Consider the following 18726-nt stretch of genomic DNA (forward strand, 5'->3'; position numbering starts at 1 on the left):
GAAAGATTTGGACAATATTTATATTTTGTTTGTGGCATCAGATTTATATTGAGGGTAAAGACATGGTATAATAAGAACTAAAGAAAATTTACTTAAGAAGGACTGGAAAAGTATGGATGTCAATATAAATTATCAAAAAGAATTAGATTCTCTTATAAAAAATTTAGTGAAAGAGGAAAAAGTTCCAAGACTTTTACTACACAGTTGTTGTGCTCCTTGTAGTAGTTATGTTTTAGAGTATTTATCAAATTACTTTAAGATAACAGTTTTTTTCTATAATCCTAATATTTATCCTGAAGAGGAATATTTAAGAAGGGTAGAGGAACAAAAAAAATTTATTTCATCACTTAATACTAAGTATGATATAAATTTTATTATAGGAAAATATGATACAGAAAGTTTTTATGCTATTTCAAAAGGGTTGGAAAAGGTAAGAGAAGGTGGAGAACGTTGTTTTAGGTGTTATGAATTAAGACTTAATGAAGCAGCTATTGTTTCTAAAGAAAAAAATTATGATTACTTTACAACTACATTAACTATAAGTCCACATAAAAATGCAAAGAAGTTAAATGAAATAGGTGAACTAGTAGCTAAAAAACATGGGACAAATTATTTGTTCTCTGATTTTAAGAAGAAAAATGGTTATAAAAGATCTATCGAGCTTTCTAAGGAATATGGTCTTTATAGGCAAGATTACTGTGGATGTGTTTTTTCTAAAAACGAGAGAATGGAACAAAAAAATAATAATCAAGAATAGATATATTTTAGAACATGGCCATGTAGATATGGCTATGTTTTTTTATTCATTTTAATACAATTAATGTTAATATCATATTAGGAATTTTTGTTTCAGAAAATCTTTATTTGTATCTATAAAAGTGCATGGTAAAAAGCGAACTTTTATAGAAAATTAAGGGAAAATATTCATGAAGAACTTACATATCTATATATTGCTGTATTTGGCTCAAAATCAACATATGTAAAGCTTTTTAAAAGGTTAAAAATATTATAAAAAATTCAGAAAATTTTCTTGCAATTTTTATTTAGATATGATACTATGATTTTGTAGAAATACAAAATAAAATTAGAAATTAAAGATTCAGTAGATAATAATGTTCTCCGGTTTAGGATTCATTAATCGAAATGGTCTTTAAATTGGAGGAATTAAAATGGATAAGACTTTAGTATGTGTTGATTGCGGTAAGGAATTCATCTTCACTGAAGGAGAACAAGCGTTCTACAAAGAAAAAGGATTCGAAAACGAACCAAAGAGATGCCCAGACTGCAGAAGAGCTAAGAAGCAACAAAACAACAGAAGATAGTTTCTAAGAGAATGTTGCAAAGGCTATAAGAGAATTACTCTTATAGCCTTTTTCATATGAGGATAATTTAGGATATCACCAATACCAAGGTATTGGTGATATTTATTACAAAATTACTTTAGGATAACCTTTCTTAAGCATTTCATATCTCTTATAGTTTTATCAACTAAACAATCAAGAGCTTTAAGATCTTTTGCAACAGTACAAACAACTTCAGTTTCTTCATCATCTAAGCAAGCTTCTTTTACCAACAATTTAGCAAGTCTTACGAAAGCTTTTTCGATTTCATCAACGTCTCTTTCAACTTCGCATAATTCTCTCAATATGAAGTTAATGAGATTTTCTATTTCTTCTTCGTAGTTTTCATCACAGTCACAAGGATTAGGTCTTCTATATATGCTTTCTTCTTCATAAAAGTTTTCTACATACTCTTTTTCATTATATTCTTTTTTACCCATAGTTCATCATCCTCATATAATATATTTTGTTTTACGTTCTTAATTTATCTTATGTATATATTGGTACTAATGTGAATATAAAATAATCATTATCTGTAGTTATGGTAAAAACTTGGTTAGTCAACAGCTATTCTAAATTTCTACTTTAAAATAGAGTGGAAGTAATTAAAAAAAATTATGAAATATGTGTGTAATTTATATAAAATGTGGTATAATATCTTGTGTAATGGGGTATAGCCAAGTGGTAAGGCATCAGATTCTGACTCTGAGTATCGGAGGTTCAAATCCTCTTACCCTAGCCAAATTCAATGAAAAGAGCGTTTTAGTATTCTATATTAGAATATTAAAACGCTCTTTTTTAAAAATATATTTAGGGGGCAATACATATGGAAATAAGAAAAGGAAAAAAAGAAGATATTAAAAGAATAATAAGTATAATAAAAAGTGCTACCAGTGATATGGAATCAGAAAATATAATGCAATGGGATGATCTATACCCTAACGAAGAAGTAATAACTAATGATATTATTGAAGAAAATCTTTTTGTATATGAAGAAGATGGCATTATTAAAGGAATTATTACATTAAATGAATTTCAGGATATAGAATATAAAGAAATAAATTGGCAATATACTAAAGGGAAAAGTTTAGTGATTCATAGAGTGTGTATTGATCCCAGGTATAAAGGTAATGGAATTGCAACAAGTTTTCTAAAATATGCGGAATTGCTAGGAAAAGAGAAAGGTTATGAATCGATACGCTTAGATACATTTACTTTAAATAAATATTCATGCAGGTTATATGCAAAGAATGGCTATGAAAAAAGGGGCATTATAACCTTTAGAAAGGGTGAATTCTTTTGTTTCGAAAAAGTAATCATATAAAGAGAAATTTTTAAATAGCATTCTATATGAATGAAAATTCATATTAATAATAATGACATATAATTGTTATAAATGTAATTTATAATAGGTAATATAATATTTAAAAGGAGAAGTAGTTTAATGGAAGTAATAAAATTAGGATTATATTTAACCATAGGTATGGTAGGAGTTTTTGTTATATTTGGTTTTTTGATAGGATGGTTAAATAATAGAAGTAGAAATTATATTTATGGAGCTTTTGGAAAACCAGCTTTATATATAACATCTTTTATAGGAACTCCAGTACATGAGTTTGGGCATTTTATAATGTGCATATTGTTTATGCATAGGGTTGTAGAAGTGAAATGGTTTATTCCAAGTGCAGTAGAAAAAGGTGGAGTGCTGGGATATGTCAGGCATAGTAGACATGATAGTTTATACCAAAGGGTAGGAGATTTCTTTATTGGAATTGGACCACTAATTGTAGGTAGTATTATTATTGTTACTCTTAGTAGATGGTTATTACCAGATACTTTTAACGCTTTATTTAATATGAAAGAATTTGACCTTACGTATATAGTAAAAACTATTTTTTCAGTAAAAAATATTTCAGACTATAAATTTTGGATATTTATGATTTTAGCTATTTCTATAAGTTCTCACATGTCATTAAGCAAACCTGATATAGAAAATAGCTATTTTGGAGCAATAGTTCTACTATTTATAAATATGGCGATTGCTACTATATTTGTAAGTTTAAAAATGGATACAAACCTTATAATTAAATTTATATATACTTATAATTTCATATTTATAACTTTATTATCAATAGGAATTGTTGCTATTTTAATTAGTATCATTGTGGCCAATCTATGGTTAGGTGTTAAAAGAATAAGCTAAGGTGTAAGATGTGGAAGCAAGTATAGGAAATATGTTATTATATAGATATGAGTAAGTTATAATACTCAAGGAATATAAAAAGATATTGGAGGAAAGAAATGGACGAAGGACCTGGACCGAATGCTAGTAATATTTCATACATCTTATTATTAGTAGCATTAACTTTAATTAATGCTTTTTTTGCAGCTGCAGAAATGGCAATAGTATCAGTAAACAAAAATAAACTAAAGATGTTAGCGAATGAAGGGAATAAGAAGGCAAAGGTAGTTTGTAAACTTATTGAAGAGCCTACCAAGTTTTTATCAACTATTCAAGTTGGTATAACATTGGCCGGATTTTTTGCCAGTGCAAGTGCAGCTACAGGAGTATCAAAAAAGTTAGGAGAATTATTAATCAGTTTAAATATTTCCTATGGAGAAGAGATAGCTTTTATAGGAGTAACTATTATATTATCTTACTTTACTCTTGTTTTTGGAGAATTGTTTCCAAAGAGATTAGCTTTGAATAATTCAGAAAATATAGCTATGTCATTTGTTGGACCTATAATGCTTATTTCAAAGGTATTATCACCTTTCATTAAAATTTTAGCTGTATCAACTAACTTTTTAGTTAAAATAACAGGACTTAACAAAGATTACTTAAATGAAAAAGTGACAAAGGAAGAAATTAAGTCTATTCTTGAAGAAGGTCAAGTGAGTGGTACTATAAATGAAAATGAAAAAGAAATGATTGATGGCATTCTTGAGTTTGATGATAAGCGTGCTGAAAAGGTAATGACACCAAGAACAGAGGTTTATTGTATAGACATAGAGGATACATTAGATGATTATATAGATGAATTGCTAGAAAAGAGATATACAAGAATACCTGTATATGAAGGAAATATAGACAATATTATTGGAATTCTCTACATGAAAGATTTTTTAATTGAAGCAAAGAAAAAAGGTTTTGAAAATGTGGATCTTAGAGATATACTTATAGAACCTAGTTTCGTACCTGAATGTAAAAGAGTAAAAGACTTATTTAAAGAAATGAAAGCATCAAAGAGTAAGCTAGCAATAATAATAGATGAGTATGGTGGTTTTTCAGGTATAGTAACTATAGAAGACTTGGTAGAGGAAATAATGGGAGAAATCAACGATGAGTATGATATTGAAGAAGAGGATATAGTACAAATTGGCGAAAATTCTTTCTTAGCTCAAGGTACTATGCCTTTAGAAGACCTTGAAGAAAAATTGGACATAGACTTTAAAACGGAAGATATAGATACTTTAAGTGGATTCTTAATAAATACTATAGGCAAAATTCCATCAGAAGAGAATGAGAAAGTTATAGAATATGATGGAGTAATTTTTAAGGTTCATGAAGTGAATGAAAAAAGAATAGAAAAGGTGATAATTCAACTGAATGTTGATAATATTAGGAATGACAATGAATTAATAATTAATAATTAATAAAAAAGATGTCTCGATTAAGAGACATCTTTTTTATCTTAGTTTAATAACTTCCATATTTTCTATAGCAAAGTTAACTAATGAAGCTATATCAAGGACTTCTTCACTCTTTCTCATTTTATCAACTTTTGGATGAGTTTTTGGATGTTTTGGAACAAATATTGTGCAGCAATCTTCGTAAGGAAGAATTGAAGTTTCATATGTATCTATTTCTCTAGCTATGTTCATAATATCTTCTTTATCCATAGCAATAAGTGGCCTAAATACTGGTCTATCAGCACAATCTGTACTTACTATAAGTCCATCCATAGTTTGACTTGCAACTTGACCTATACTTTCACCAGTAGAAATAGAATCTATACCAAGTTTTTCGGATAAAGTACAAGCTATTCTCATCATAAATCTTCTCATTATTATTGTTAATTCATCTTCTCTACATTTTTCTATAATACTCATTTGAATTTCAGTAAATGGAACTATATATAAATTAACTTCTTCAGTGTATCTAGCTAAGATTTTTGCAAGTTCTTTTACTTTGTCTTTAGCACGTTCTGATGTGTAAGGGTGACTATGATAGTAGACGCAATTAAGTGCAACACCTCTTCTAGCCATAAGATATCCTGCAACAGGAGAATCTATACCACCAGAGAGCATAAGCATTGTGCTTCCATTAATACCATAAGGAAGACCTCCGACTCCTTTGATTTTATCTTTACTAGACCAAATATAAGCATGTTCTCTTATTTCAATATGTATTGCACATTCCGGATTTTTAACATCAACAGATAGTTCTTTATGTGAATTATGAAGAATGAATCCTCCAACATCTCTAGAAGTATCTATAGAATTTAGAGGAAAAGTTTTATTAGCCCTATTAGTAATAACTTTAAAAGTTTTACAATCCACATCGGCAATACATTTAACAGCTTCATTTCTAATTACATCTAGATCTCTATTTACTTTAGTTACTAAGCAAACTTCAGAAACTCCAAAGACATTTCTAATTCTCTTTATTCCTTCTTCTATTTCGTCAACTTTTATAAAATGTCTACCTTGGTCCATTATAATTTCAAAATTTAGGCCCTTAAGTTTTCTTGAAATATTATTTCTTAATTTTTTTTCAAAAGTATTCCTATTTAGACCTTTTAAGAATATCTCCGAAGCATATTTAACTAAAATTAATTTATTCATCTTTTAATTCTCCTTAACAATAATAATCCTTTTTTTAAAATCTCAATGGTCTTGTCTATTTCTTCCTTAGTGTTGTCAGGTGAAAATGAAAATCTTATTGCACCTTCAACATCGCTTTTTGTGAGGCACATTGCCTCTAACACATGGCTTCCAACAACTCCACCTTTACTTTTAGAAGTACAAGCTGATCCAGTTGAAACAAAGATGTTTTCCTCACTTAAGAAATGGAGTAATACTTCTCCACGTATTTTTGCAAAAGATACGTTTAGTATGTATGGAGAAAAACCTTCATCCATAGGGCTATTAATTTTAATGTTATCAATATCGCTAAGTTTATTAATCATATAATTTTTTAATTCTTCTACTTTTTTATAGTTTTCCTTGAGATGGTTAATTTTATCCTTAGCGGCTATTGTAAGACCTACTATACCAGGTAAGTTTTCAGTTCCTGCTCTGAGCCCTTTTTCCTGAGCTCCACCAATTATATTGGGAATAGGAGTAATACCTTTTCCTATATAACAAAATCCAATTCCTTTTGGACCATTGATTTTATGAGCACTTACAGTTAATGCATCGATTTTCATAGAGCTTACATTAATAGGAAGTTTCCCATAACCTTGAACGGCATCTACATGAAATTTTGCTCTTGAACTTATTTCTTTTATAACTTTCCCAATTTCCTCAAGGTTTTGTATTGTACCTACTTCATTGTTTACATACATGATCGATACTAATACAGTATCTTTATTAATAGCAGATTTTAAATTGTCTATATCTATAAATCCGTTTGAATCAACAGGAATGTAAGTAACTTTAACTCCATTGTTTTCTAAAAATTGAACTGTATTTTTTATAGAACTATGCTCAAAATTAGTAGTAATTACATGAAGATCTTTCTTTGCTAGTCCTTTTAGGATAAAGTTATTTCCTTCACTTCCACCTGATGTGAAATAAATTTCATCTTTAGAACAATTTATAGTTTTTGCAATTTCCTCTCTACATTCATTTATTTTTTTATCACATTCCATACCAAGCTTATGAAGAGATGAAGCATTAGCATAGAAGTTATTCATACTGTCACAGATAGCGTTAATTACTTCGCTTGAAGGCTTAGTTGTTGCTGCATTATCTAAATAAATATTCATAGTTAGCACCTCCTGAAAATTTATTACTTATATTTCATATAAACATACTTAGTATAATGTAAATATAACATTATTTCAAATATAAAAAATAATACCACTTTATACTATGGTCATGAAAGAGTTGATTAGCTATAATAGTATACAAGAGAATTGTAAGTTTTTATACAGCAATTAGGAATTTTTATTGATAATTTATATAAGAGTTTTAGAAAAGGGGAAAAATAAATGGACAAATCAGTTATTGATTATTCACTTTATCTAGTTACAGATAGATCTGTATTAAAAGGAAGAAATTTGAGTAAAGCAGTTGAAGAGAGTATCCTTGGAGGAGTGACTTTAGTTCAACTTAGAGAAAAAGAAATATCTTCATTAGATTTTTATAAAATAGCTAAGGAAATTAAGGTTGTAACCGATAAATATAATATACCATTAATAATAAATGATAGACTGGATATAGCTCAAACTATTGATGCTTCAGGGGTTCATTTAGGACAAAGTGATATACCTTGCAAAGTAGCTAGAGAAATTTTAGGTAAAGATAAATTAGTAGGGGTATCAGCACATAATTTGGATGAAGCATTAAAGGCTCAAGCAGATGGGGCAGATTATATTGGCTGTGGTGCTGCATTTGCTACAAGTACGAAAGAAGATACTGTTAAGGTTACATATGATTCATTAAAAGAAATTAAAAGTAAGTTATGTATTCCGGTAGTTGCAATTGGAGGAATAAATGACAAGAATGTTAATGAATTAAGTGGGTCAGGAATAGATGGAATAGCCGTGGTGTCAGCGATTTTACAAAAGCAAAATATACGAAATACTACAAAAGAATTGAAAAGTATTTTGAATGCTAATTTAGGTAGATAGTATGAAATCAATAATAGAATATTGGTTTTAGTATTTTAATGGTATATAATAATAATTAGGTTGGGAATCTATAGGAAAGAGGAGTAGGATATCATGGAACAAATGGAATCAATAAGTAAGTCTATTGAAAAAATTAGTAAAGAAATTGATGAAATGAAGAGTACAGCAGAAAGTCTTTATGGCAAAGTAGACAGTATGAAGGATATGGTGAATAGTTTTAAAAATTCTTCACAAGAAATAGTGGGAATTGCATCTCAAACTAATATGCTTTCTTTAAATGCATCTATTGAAGCTGCTAGAGCTGGAGAAGCTGGAAAAGGATTTGCAGTAGTTGCAACAGAAGTTAAGAAGTTATCTGATATGAGTAGTAAGGTGGCTGAATCAACAGTTAAAGATCAAAATGAAATGCTTAAGATGATAGTTGATATTTATAAGGTTGCAGATATTGTAAATGAAAAGAGTGAAAGTTTAAGAGAAGCAATTGATAATATACAAAAAGCTGTAGAAAATAATAATTAGTTTATAAAATTGGCTTAATGGAAAGTTGTATTGATTAGGGATATTTCTGATTAATGCAACTTTTTTTATGTGAAATTATACAAAATACTACGATAAAAGTTTTTAATTTTCTTATAAAGAAAATAGTTTAATCAAACTAACATGATAAATGTATCTATAGAGGCAGCTAGGGTTGGAGAAGCAAGAAGAGGAAACAGCAAAACAAGAAGAGATTGCTTCAATTGCTGCTTGTCTTGTTAAAAATTCATAAAAAGATATTGACAAATTGCAATTAAGATAATATTATAAATAACATGAAGCAATTGCTCAGAAAATTTAATACAACGATATCTTATCAAGAGTGGTGGAGGGACTGGCCCTTTGAAGCCCAGCAACCAATATAATAGTTCATTTACTATTTTACTATGGTGCTAAATCCTGCGGTAAATTTTTTAAATTACTGAAAGATGAGAGAATAATATTTTAGTGTTTATTATTGCGCTAGAGATTTATTCTCTAGCGCATTTATTTTTTATCTTACATTCATAGAGGAGGAGACAATTAGTGATTGAAATTAAAAATGTAAGTAAGAGTTTTGGGGATGTAGAAGTTTTACAAGATATTTCAATAAGCATAAATGAAGGGGAAATTTACGGTATTATCGGGCATAGTGGGGCAGGAAAATCAACTTTGCTTAGATGCATAAATGGTCTTGAGTCATATGATAATGGATCTGTAATTGTGATGGGGAAAGAAGTTTCTAAGCTTAATAATAATGAACTTAGAGAATTTAGAAAAGACTTAGGTATGATATTCCAAAACTTTAATTTACTAAAAAGAAAAACAGTATATCAAAATATTGCTCTTCCACTTGAAGTTTGGGGCTACAGTAAGAAAAAAATAGATGAGAGAGTAATGGAACTGTTAAGATTAGTTGGGCTAGAAGAAAAGATTAACAGTAAACCTGCATCTCTAAGTGGGGGACAAAAACAAAGAGTTGCTATAGCAAGAGCTTTAGCACTTGAACCAAAAGTACTTTTATGTGATGAAGCAACATCGGCATTAGATCCAAAGATAACAAAGGATATATTATCTTTGCTATTAAAGATTAATAAAGAACTTGGAATTACCATAGTTATGGTTACACATCAAATGGAAGTAGTAAAAGAAGTATGTGAAAAAGTAGCATTAATCGAAGGGGGCAAAATTAAAATAGAAGGAAGATCAGATGAGTTATTCTTAAAACCAGGACTATCTCTAAAGAAGTTCTTAGGAGAAGAAGAGGAGGAAACTCTACCTGATACAGGAGTTAATATAAAGTTATTCTTCCCAGCAGATTGTTCTGAAAATACAATAATCACAAGAATGGCTAGAGAAACAAATGTAGATTTTTCAGTAGTTTGGGGCAAACTAGAAAAGTTTAGAAGTAATGTTCTTGGTAGCTTAGTAATAAATGTAGAAGAAAAGGACAAGAACCTAGTTATGAATTATTTAAAAGATAAAAATATAGAATGGGAGGTAATATAGTATGTGGGAATTACTTTGGCCAGCAATACAACAAACTTTAGTAATGGTTGTTCCATCAACTATATTAGCAGTGATAATTGGTTTTATACCAGCTATTATATTAACTTTAACAGATGAAAATGGATTAAAACCGAATAAGGCGGTTTATAAAGGGTTAGACTTTATAGTAAACACACTTAGAAGTTTACCGTTCCTTATATTAATGGTAGTTATTATACCATTTACGAAATTAATTGTAGGAACTTCTATTGGAGAAGTAGCTTCTATAGTGCCATTAACTGTAGCTTCGGCACCTTTTATAGCTAGAATAATAGAATCAGCTTTAAAGGAAGTCGATCCAGGAGTTATTGAAGCAGCAAAAGCTTTTGGGGCTAGTACAACTCAAATAATATTTAAAGTAATGATTAAAGAAGCTGTACCTGCAATCATTTCAGGTATAACACTTTCATTAATAAGTATTATAGGATATTCAGCTATGGCAGGGACTATCGGAGCAGGTGGTCTTGGAAATTTAGCTGTAAGATATGGATATCAAAGGTTTCAAACAGATGTAATGATAGTGACAGTAATAGTACTTATTATTATAGTTCAAGGATTACAAAGTTTAGGCAATTATTTATATAACAGATTATCTAAATAGATTTAGTGATTTAAAGGGGGATTTATAAATGAAAAAGAAAAGTATAATTTCAGTAGTATTAGCAGGAATATTAGCACTAGGATTAGCTGGATGCGGAGCAAAGAAAACAGATGATAAAACAATAACTATTGGAGTATCACCTGTTCCACATAAAGAAATAGTTGAACAAATTAAGCCTATATTAGAAAAGGAAGGCTATAAGTTAGAGATAAAAGAATTTGATGATTATGAATTACCAAATACAGCAGTACAAGATGGAGAAATTGATGCGAACTACTTCCAACATATTGCTTATTTGAATACAACAAATGAAAAGAAAAACTATGATTTAACTTACACAGCAGAAATTCATATAGAACCTATGGCTTTATATTCAACAAAGGTTAAGAATCTTAATGAATTAAAAGATGGTGCAACAATAGGAATTCCTAATGATCCATCAAATGAAGCAAGAGCTTTAAGATTACTTGCAAAAGCAGGTCTAATTAAAGTTAAAGATGGAGAACTTATAACAATTGCAGATGTTACTGAAAATACTAAGAATATAAAATTCAAAGAATTAGAAGCAGCACAACTTCCAAGAACTTTAGATGAATTAAATGGTGCTGTAATTAATGGTAACTATGCGCTTGAAGCTAAATTAGATGCTACAAAGGATGCATTATTTACAGAAGATAAAAATGATGAATCTATAAAAAATTATAGAAATATATTAGCGGTTAAAAAAGGAAATGAAGATTCAGAAAAGATTAAGGCTTTAACAAAGGCACTTACTTCTGATGAAGTTAAAAAATATATTACTGATACTTATAAGGGTGCTGTAGTTCCAGTATTTTAATGAAAAAAAGAATTGATTACAAATTGTAATCAATTCTTTTTTTATATACAAATATTTTATTTGGTATATAATTTGTGATTTTAAATATCGTTGAATTTTCCTTTTGTTCATCATTGCTTATATCAGGCAATAAATATATATAGTTTTACAATAAATAAAAATCAGGTTAAAATAAATTAAGATTATATGTTAGTGGAGGAAAATATAATGAAGATTTCAAAGGTAAATGCAGAACTAACTGGACAAGATATTTTAAGTATAATAAATGAATTTGTTAAAGTTGAAGGATTAACTCTTAATAAAGTAAATATAGATAATGAAATTACAATAGAAGGTACTTTCAAAAAAGGAATATCTTTTGGTTTCAAAGGAAGTTTAGCGATAGAGGGTGTCAGAGACGGAAAGATATACTGCAGATTGTCAAAGTTTAAGGTGCTAAAGCTTGGTATCTTTAGAATTATACGCAGTTTTGCATTAAAAACTGCTTTTAAATATCTTGCTATAAGTGGAATAGAAAACGATAAAGATGTAATAGTATTAAATATACACAAGTTATTAAATCCAGTACCATATGTTGATTTAGATATCTCAGCCGCTTATGTAAGAAAAGATATTCTTTTAGTTGAAGTTGAAGAAATTAACATATCAGTTAATGGAGGCTTAATAAAGGAAGAAGAAGCTGAAGAGGAATTAACAGAAGATGTGGAGAAATTAGAGTTGCCTGTTGAAAAAGTTAAAGATGGATATACTACTGGAAGAAAATTTATAGAGGACAAGCTACCAGAAGGTGTTAAAAAAGCTAGTGATATTATTCTTGTAGTTCCAGATGTAATAGCATTAATATCTAGATTATTAAAGGATAACAGGGTACCTCTTAAAACAAAATTATCTATAGCAGCATCACTTGGATATATGATGTTTCCTATAGACATAATACCAGATAGGATTCCTTTTATAGGTAACATTGATGAATTAGCAGTTGCTTTTTTTGCCTTAAATAAGGTTGCAAGTACTGTTCCAGTGCAGGTTATAGCTGAGAACTGGGAAGGGAAAACGGAATTGGTTTTAGTACTTAAAAAAGGGGTAGAATATTTAGTGAACTTCACAAACGCAAGAAATGTAGAAAAACTTTATAACGTTATTACAGAATTAAGTACATTATAGGAAGGTAAAAGTATGACAAAATATTATTCAGTATATAGAGGGAAATCAGGAATACCTAAGATTCTTACAAATTGGGAAGAATGCAAAAAAGAAGTCATAGGATGTAAGGGGGCAATATATAAAAGTTTTAAAACAGAGGAGGAAGCTATAGAATTTTTATCTTTAAGTTCAAAAGGGAAAAGTGAGATTTCTAGCACAAATGTTGTGGATGAAGAAAAAAGTTTACATTTAGATATGAATGGATTAGTTATTTATGTAGATGGAAGTTTTTCTTTAGAAAAGGGTAACTATTCATATGGATTAGTAGCAATTAGAAATGGAGAAGAGATTTATAGAGATTGTGGAGCTGGGGAAGATTCGGATGCAATTGCATTAAGAAATGTGGCAGGTGAAGTGCTAGGATCCTTAAAGGCTGTTGAATATGCTATTAGCAATGGATATGAAGATGTTAAAATAGTTTATGATTATCAAGGAGTAGAGTGCTGGGCACTGGGAACTTGGAAGAGGAATAAGGAGTTAACAGAAGCATATCATAAATCAATGCAAGAAAATATGAAAAAAATTAACATAAAATTCATAAAAGTTAAAGGTCATAGTGGAGACAAGTATAATGATATAGCAGATAAACTTGCAAAGAAGGCTTTGGAAATCATTTCATAGGTTAAAAGAAAAAAAAATACATAATATAAATATAGAATCCAATTTAGATAATTTTAAAAAGAGGTGTTTTATATGGGCAGATATGTAAATGGAATGATAGCTGGAGTAGTAGTTGGAGCTACAGTTGGAATGATGGTATTACCTCAACTAGATAGGAGAACTCAGAAAAACGTGAGAAAAGCCGGACAAAAAATACTAGATTATGTTGAGGATTCTTATGATGGAATGACCAAAATGTTTTAATTGGGAAAAGCAGAGTTGATTACTCTGCTTTTTTTTATATTATTAAAATAAATGTTAACAAATTGGTTAATATGTGTTGAGAATATTACATTAAGTTGTTTACTTTTACAAATTTATGTTATAATTTAGTTATTAATTTGATTATTTACCTGTATGAAATAATAAAATTTAAAAAAGGAAGAGGATATAATGGAAATTCTGTCATTAGGAGAGAAAATAAAAAGAAGAAGAAAAGAGCTAGATATGACTTTAAAAGACTTAGCCAAGGATAGAATTACTCCTGGACAGATAAGTTTAGTAGAGTCAGGAAGATCAAATCCTTCAATGGATCTATTAGAATATTTATCTGTAAATCTACATACATCAGTAGAATATCTTATGGAGTCTGAAGAAAGTCAAGCTGAAAAGATTAGTACATATTATTCACAGGTTGCTGAATCTTATATTTTAAGTGGAGAATATAGTTTAGGAGAAAGTTATATTGAAAAAGCTTTAATCTATGCTGAAAAATACAACTTAGAATATAGAAAAGCAAAAATACTATCTTTAAGGGGGAAAATAAGTACTTTTAAGGGGGAAATTGCATTAGCACAACAATTTTTTCTGTCATCAAATGTAATATTCATAAAGAATAATAATTATGAAGAAATAGTTGAAACATTTCTGAATCTTGGAAAAATAACTATAAATTTAAAAGCTTATCACTCAGCTGGTAGTTATTTAAAGCAAGCAGAAAAAGTTTATATTGACAACAAAATTGGAAATGATTACATGCTGGGAGAAATATATTATTATATTTCAATAATATATTTTGCCATGGAAGATGAAGAAAAGTCCAATAAATATGCATGTTTAGCAAAAGACAAATTTAAGCAAATTTACAATAGAGAAGAATATGCAAAGACATTACTTCATATTTCGGAGGAGTATAATGAAAACGGAGATTTAGTTAATGCTATTAAATACTCTAATAAAACTCTAAAAATATATGAAGAAATAAACAAATTAAAGAATCTATCTTATATTGAAAATAATTTAGGAAAGATATTTTATAATTTTGAAAAGACTGAAGAAGCCTTTAAACATTTTGAAATTGCTAATGGATTTGCGCCGAATTGTGATGATGATTTATTAATAGAGACAAGCTTAAACATTTGCAAAAATCATTTGAAATTAAAAAATATTGATAAATGTGAAATGCTATTAGATGAAATTATAGGCAAGATAAAGCAAGGTAATATAGATAAAATGATAGAATATAATCTAATTAAGTATAGGCTTTATACAATTAAAGATGATTTTGAGAATGCTGAAAGAATGTTAAATGAAAGTTATCTCATAGCGAAAGACGGTGGATTACTACAAAAAGCAGGTGAGATAGCAATAATACTAGGTAAATATTATATGGATAATAAAAAGGTTGAGGAAGCTACAAGGTATTTAGATCAGGGAGTAAGTTTATTTAAAGAGGTAGGAGTTCTACAAAATTAGAATTAGATGGGTGAGAAAAATGGAAATATTGTCTACTGGGGAAAAAATAAAAAGAGCTAGGATATATAAGGGAATAACCTTAAAAGATTTGTGCGAAGATAAAATATCAATTTCAAAAATGAGTTGTATTGAGAATGGAAAGGTCAAGGCAGATAAGGAAATAGTACAATTTATTGCTAATAAAATTGAACTTGATTATGATTACTTAATACAGGATGTTTATGAACAGATAGTAGAGAATCTAGCTACTATTAAAGCTGGTAAGGGGAATAGCGAAAATATCGAAGAAGATATCAAACATAATTTATATTATGCTGTGGAATATGAATATTACGAACTTGCGTTTGACTTGATACATATATTATTTTCTTATTATCTAGAAGAGCAGAAATATGAGAAAGTTCAACTAATAATATCTCAATATTATGATCTTTATCAAAAAAATAATAAAGATGAAAATACAATAGTATACTATAATGATATGGCAAAATATCTTCTTCAAAATGAAGAATACAGTGAAGCTATAGCTTACTATGTAAGGCTTAGAGAAATAATAGATATTGAGGATTCTACAGGAAAAGAGTTGTTTTCAACTGTAGCATACAATGAAGGAATTTGTTATTGCAGATTGCATAATGATATAAAAGCATATGATTTATTAAAGGAATCAATACGATATGAAGATTACCTACAAGGAGATATTAATAAGGGAAAAGTATGCCAGGCATATGCTATGGTATGTATAAGACTAGGGGCTGAGGATGCTCAAAAATATGTAAAAAAAACATATGAATATCAGAAAAGCAATCCAATGATAGTAGCTAGTGCAAAAGGTGAATATGGGAAAGCTTACTTTGAAGTTGGACAAAATGATAAAGCTGTAGAAGAAATTCTAGAGGGGATAAAAATGTTTCCAAGACATAACAAAGAAAAGTATGTGCAGTTTTTAAATGAATCGATTGAAACATTATATAAATATAAAGAATATGATAGGGCATATGATCTAGCAGGACAAGCATTAGATTTAGCTATTGAAACAGGTGAAATAAAACTTATCGAAAAATCATACTATTTTAAAGGAAGTATATTGCAAAGGAAAGGTAACTTTAGGGAAGCAGAAATGTATATGAATCTTGCATTAGATTCATTATTGAAGTTTGGAACTAAGGAAGAAAGAAGAAGAAGATATATGGATATGGCAAGTATGTACTATAATTTAGGTGATGTAAAAGATTCTTTAAAATATTTCTCTTTAGCTATGACGAAAGAAAAGAATATTCTATAAAATGAAACTGGATTAAATGAATTCATTTAATCCAGTTCTTTTTATTTTATTATAATTAGGACAGCACCATAGCCTTTTAATTTGGTTATTATATTAAGAACTGAACTTCTTTTTGCATATTTAAATTCAATTTTAGGGAAAGAAGCCTTTGATAGAATCTCCATTTCTTCTTTACTTAACCTGTCAGGTTTTCCCATAGAAACCCAGTAGTTATAAGATGAACCTACTTTTTCATTAATTTCATAAAAGGTTATTCTTGAATCTTTATTTATATTAGTTAAATTTAATGAAATTTTCTTTTCTGTAGATTTAGACATTCCGCGCTTATTAATTAAGTTATGACTGTTAAAAATACTTTCTAAAGTTTCAGTGTATGTATATAAAAGTATACTAAAACCATCGGATGATTTTGTTATTATATAGCCATTATCCATTTCAACTATGTCGCCATTTAGTTTGCTCATAAGATAATATGCATAATACGAAGGCTTTCTTATAGCCATATCGTTAACAAGTCCTGAAGCTCCAATAAAAACTTCGTTATTTAAATGAGTTTCTCTTTCTAAAACATCAAAAGCTCTCAAATGGCTCATATCATCGTTGGTAAATAGTTCTTTATGAATTATATATGGAACCATATATGATGTATCATAGATGGTGTTCAATTCTCTATTTTGAGTAAACTCATTATCTAGAATGCTAAACTTAAGAGAATTAGTAATATAATTTTTTAAACTTTCTTTTATCATATAATTTAGATTAGAAGAAAGCTGGAATTTAATTTTAGAAAGATCAAAGATTTCAATATCTGAAAAATATGATTTAAAACTTTCTAATGCTGTTATATAATCCTGGTCAGAGAAGCTAGTATTATCAAGAACAATAAGAGGATTCAAATTTATGTAATCAAGAAATTCAAGTACTGTTCTTATCCTATTCCAGTTAATAAAATCATTTCCTTTAAATACTCCCATATCTTCATTAAAGAAGTTTTCAAGTCTTCCATAATTAAAATGAAGCTCCTCTTGAAGTTCTTCCAGAATATTTTTATTTTCTTCAATTAGAAGGTCGAAAGTGTCACCTAGAGTTAGAATTTCTCTAAATTTTTTTGTGAATTTTCCTTTAGTCAAGCTCATATCAACATGTATATTCCAAAGTTTGTTTTCGTAATTATATCTTTCATAATCATCTAGGTAAGATGATAATAGTTCTATAGAATCATATATTGGTAAATAGGTAATCTTTTTTGCTTTTTCATATAATTTAGGAGAAAGTTTATTTTTTCTTTTAAATTGAAGTGGAGTGCAACCATAATAAATTTTAAAATGCTTATTTAAGTACCTAGTATGAGAAAATCCTATTTCATCTGATATTTCTGAAATACTCATATCTGTATCTAAAAGGAGTTTTACCGATTCTTCAACCCTAGTGAGGTTAAGTAAATCCGTAAAGCTATAACCAGTAGCATTTTTGATTTCATGTGAAAGGTAATGTGGTGTTAAGAATTCCTTTTTAGCTATTTCTTGTAGAGTTATATTACTGTTATAATTGTTATATATATATTTTGAAATTCTATGATACCTTTCTAATTGTTCTTTGTTATCTTTTAAATCTTCTTGTTCATAAAGGAGATAATGAAAATTATTAATTAGATGAAAAAGTAAATTAATTAATATATTTTCAATTTCTTCGTCATAGTTTTCTTGTCTTTGTACATATTCATATAGAAGTTCGGCTAAAAATGCTCTGAATTCGTCATACTCAGCACCTTCTTGAGCTCCAAGGTCAGAAGTATTCGTATAGAAATAAACATTCTTAATATCTTTATAGTATTTAGATAGAAAGCTAGGATCAATGTGGAATATTAATAACATATTATCAAAGTTAGAAGTAATACTGTGAGTTTCATCAACATTTATTATTTCTAATTCATTTTCAAATAGTTCAAAGCTATCTGTATCTATGGATATTTTAACTTTACCTTTTATTACATATATTATTTCAATAGAATTATGCCAATGTATAGGATATTCCTTAACTGAACAAAATGAAATATTAACAGGCATATCAGATGCAAAGTTAATGAATTCTTTTCTCAAAATAACACCTCCTGTTGTATATAGAAATTATAACAATTATTAGTTATTTAAAAAAGTAAAAAAATGAAAATAAAACTTTGA

19 protein-coding genes, 1 tRNA gene and 1 riboswitch are annotated in these 18726 nt (G+C 28.5%); of the genes, 16 read left to right on the forward strand and 4 right to left on the reverse strand.

The features are described from left to right. The first annotated feature begins 112 nt into the window (after positions 1–112). A complete protein-coding gene (locus FAY47_RS17010; RefSeq protein ID WP_143318131.1) occupies positions 113–757 on the forward strand; it encodes an epoxyqueuosine reductase QueH in 645 nt (214 codons plus the stop codon). 412 nt (positions 758–1169) lie between these two features. Beyond that, a complete protein-coding gene (locus tag FAY47_RS17015) occupies positions 1170–1322 on the forward strand; it encodes a zinc-ribbon domain-containing protein (RefSeq protein WP_143318132.1) in 153 nt (50 codons plus the stop codon). A 113-nt stretch (positions 1323–1435) separates the two neighbouring features. Here FAY47_RS17015 and FAY47_RS17020 read toward each other — a convergent pair whose 3' ends face one another. Continuing rightward, positions 1436–1780 (reverse strand): hypothetical protein, encoded by a 345-nt coding sequence (locus FAY47_RS17020; RefSeq protein ID WP_143318133.1) that lies wholly within the window; start codon positions 1778–1780, stop codon positions 1436–1438. 227 nt (positions 1781–2007) lie between these two features. Between FAY47_RS17020 and FAY47_RS17025 the strand changes: the two genes are divergently transcribed. From FAY47_RS17025 to FAY47_RS17040, 4 genes are all read left to right on the forward strand, one after another. Further along, positions 2008–2082: transfer RNA gene (locus FAY47_RS17025), tRNA-Gln, on the forward strand. An 84-nt stretch (positions 2083–2166) separates the two neighbouring features. Then, positions 2167–2664, forward strand: a complete 498-nt coding sequence (locus FAY47_RS17030) for a GNAT family N-acetyltransferase (protein WP_143318134.1) — start codon at positions 2167–2169, stop codon at positions 2662–2664. A 120-nt stretch (positions 2665–2784) separates the two neighbouring features. Continuing rightward, the gene (locus tag FAY47_RS17035; RefSeq protein WP_143318135.1) at positions 2785–3543 is read left to right on the forward strand and encodes a hypothetical protein; all 759 of its coding nucleotides are present in this window, start codon (positions 2785–2787) and stop codon (positions 3541–3543) included. Positions 3544–3641: 98 nt separating this feature from the next. After that, positions 3642–4997 (forward strand): hemolysin family protein, encoded by a 1356-nt coding sequence (locus FAY47_RS17040; RefSeq protein WP_143318136.1) that lies wholly within the window; start codon positions 3642–3644, stop codon positions 4995–4997. Positions 4998–5030: 33 nt separating this feature from the next. Here the strand turns inward: FAY47_RS17040 and thiI are convergent, their stop codons facing one another. Next, positions 5031–6188, reverse strand: a complete 1158-nt coding sequence (thiI, locus tag FAY47_RS17045; RefSeq protein WP_143318137.1) for a tRNA uracil 4-sulfurtransferase ThiI — start codon at positions 6186–6188, stop codon at positions 5031–5033. Next, positions 6185–7333 (reverse strand): cysteine desulfurase family protein, encoded by a 1149-nt coding sequence (locus FAY47_RS17050; protein WP_143318138.1) that lies wholly within the window; start codon positions 7331–7333, stop codon positions 6185–6187. Before FAY47_RS17050 ends, thiI begins: the two co-directional genes overlap by 4 nt. A gap of 225 nt (positions 7334–7558) precedes the next feature. On the opposite strand from FAY47_RS17050, the gene thiE reads away from it, so the two are divergent. The 10 genes from thiE to FAY47_RS17100 all read left to right on the forward strand — a co-directional run bounded on the left by thiE (position 7559) and on the right by FAY47_RS17100 (position 16546). Beyond that, complete coding sequence (thiE, locus tag FAY47_RS17055) at positions 7559–8200, forward strand: thiamine phosphate synthase (RefSeq protein ID WP_143318139.1); 642 nt, start codon at positions 7559–7561, stop codon at positions 8198–8200. A 93-nt stretch (positions 8201–8293) separates the two neighbouring features. Beyond that, entirely contained in the window at positions 8294–8719 is a 426-nt protein-coding gene (locus tag FAY47_RS21245; RefSeq protein ID WP_143318140.1) for a methyl-accepting chemotaxis protein, read from the forward strand. Positions 8720–9047: 328 nt separating this feature from the next. After that, positions 9048–9172: riboswitch (SAM riboswitch) on the forward strand. 90 nt (positions 9173–9262) lie between these two features. Beyond that, complete coding sequence (locus FAY47_RS17065; RefSeq protein ID WP_143318141.1) at positions 9263–10225, forward strand: methionine ABC transporter ATP-binding protein; 963 nt, start codon at positions 9263–9265, stop codon at positions 10223–10225. Position 10226: 1 nt separating this feature from the next. Then, positions 10227–10865: a methionine ABC transporter permease gene (locus tag FAY47_RS17070; RefSeq protein WP_143318142.1), complete on the forward strand. Its 639-nt coding sequence runs from the start codon at positions 10227–10229 to the stop codon at positions 10863–10865. Positions 10866–10893: 28 nt separating this feature from the next. Further along, positions 10894–11703, forward strand: a complete 810-nt coding sequence (locus tag FAY47_RS17075; protein ID WP_143318143.1) for a MetQ/NlpA family ABC transporter substrate-binding protein — start codon at positions 10894–10896, stop codon at positions 11701–11703. Between the two features lie 207 nt (positions 11704–11910). Next, positions 11911–12867 carry a YkvA family protein gene (locus tag FAY47_RS17080; protein ID WP_143318144.1) on the forward strand — a complete coding sequence of 319 codons (957 nt, stop codon included), beginning with the start codon at positions 11911–11913 and terminating at the stop codon, positions 12865–12867. A gap of 12 nt (positions 12868–12879) precedes the next feature. Further along, a complete protein-coding gene (locus FAY47_RS17085; RefSeq protein WP_143318145.1) occupies positions 12880–13527 on the forward strand; it encodes a ribonuclease H family protein in 648 nt (215 codons plus the stop codon). 72 nt (positions 13528–13599) lie between these two features. Beyond that, positions 13600–13770, forward strand: coding sequence for a YtxH domain-containing protein (locus FAY47_RS17090; RefSeq protein WP_143318146.1), 171 nt, complete (start codon positions 13600–13602; stop codon positions 13768–13770). Between the two features lie 189 nt (positions 13771–13959). Next, the gene (locus FAY47_RS17095; protein ID WP_143318147.1) at positions 13960–15261 is read left to right on the forward strand and encodes a helix-turn-helix transcriptional regulator; all 1302 of its coding nucleotides are present in this window, start codon (positions 13960–13962) and stop codon (positions 15259–15261) included. Between the two features lie 19 nt (positions 15262–15280). Continuing rightward, a complete protein-coding gene (locus tag FAY47_RS17100; RefSeq protein ID WP_143318148.1) occupies positions 15281–16546 on the forward strand; it encodes a helix-turn-helix transcriptional regulator in 1266 nt (421 codons plus the stop codon). Positions 16547–16587: 41 nt separating this feature from the next. Here the strand turns inward: FAY47_RS17100 and FAY47_RS17105 are convergent, their stop codons facing one another. Continuing rightward, positions 16588–18645 carry a helix-turn-helix domain-containing protein gene (locus tag FAY47_RS17105; protein ID WP_143318149.1) on the reverse strand — a complete coding sequence of 686 codons (2058 nt, stop codon included), beginning with the start codon at positions 18643–18645 and terminating at the stop codon, positions 16588–16590. Positions 18646–18726: the final 81 nt, after the last annotated feature.

This window comes from Clostridium sp. HBUAS56017, from assembly GCF_007115085.1.
In the GTDB taxonomy this organism is placed as follows: domain Bacteria; phylum Bacillota; class Clostridia; order Clostridiales; family Clostridiaceae; genus Clostridium; species Clostridium cibarium.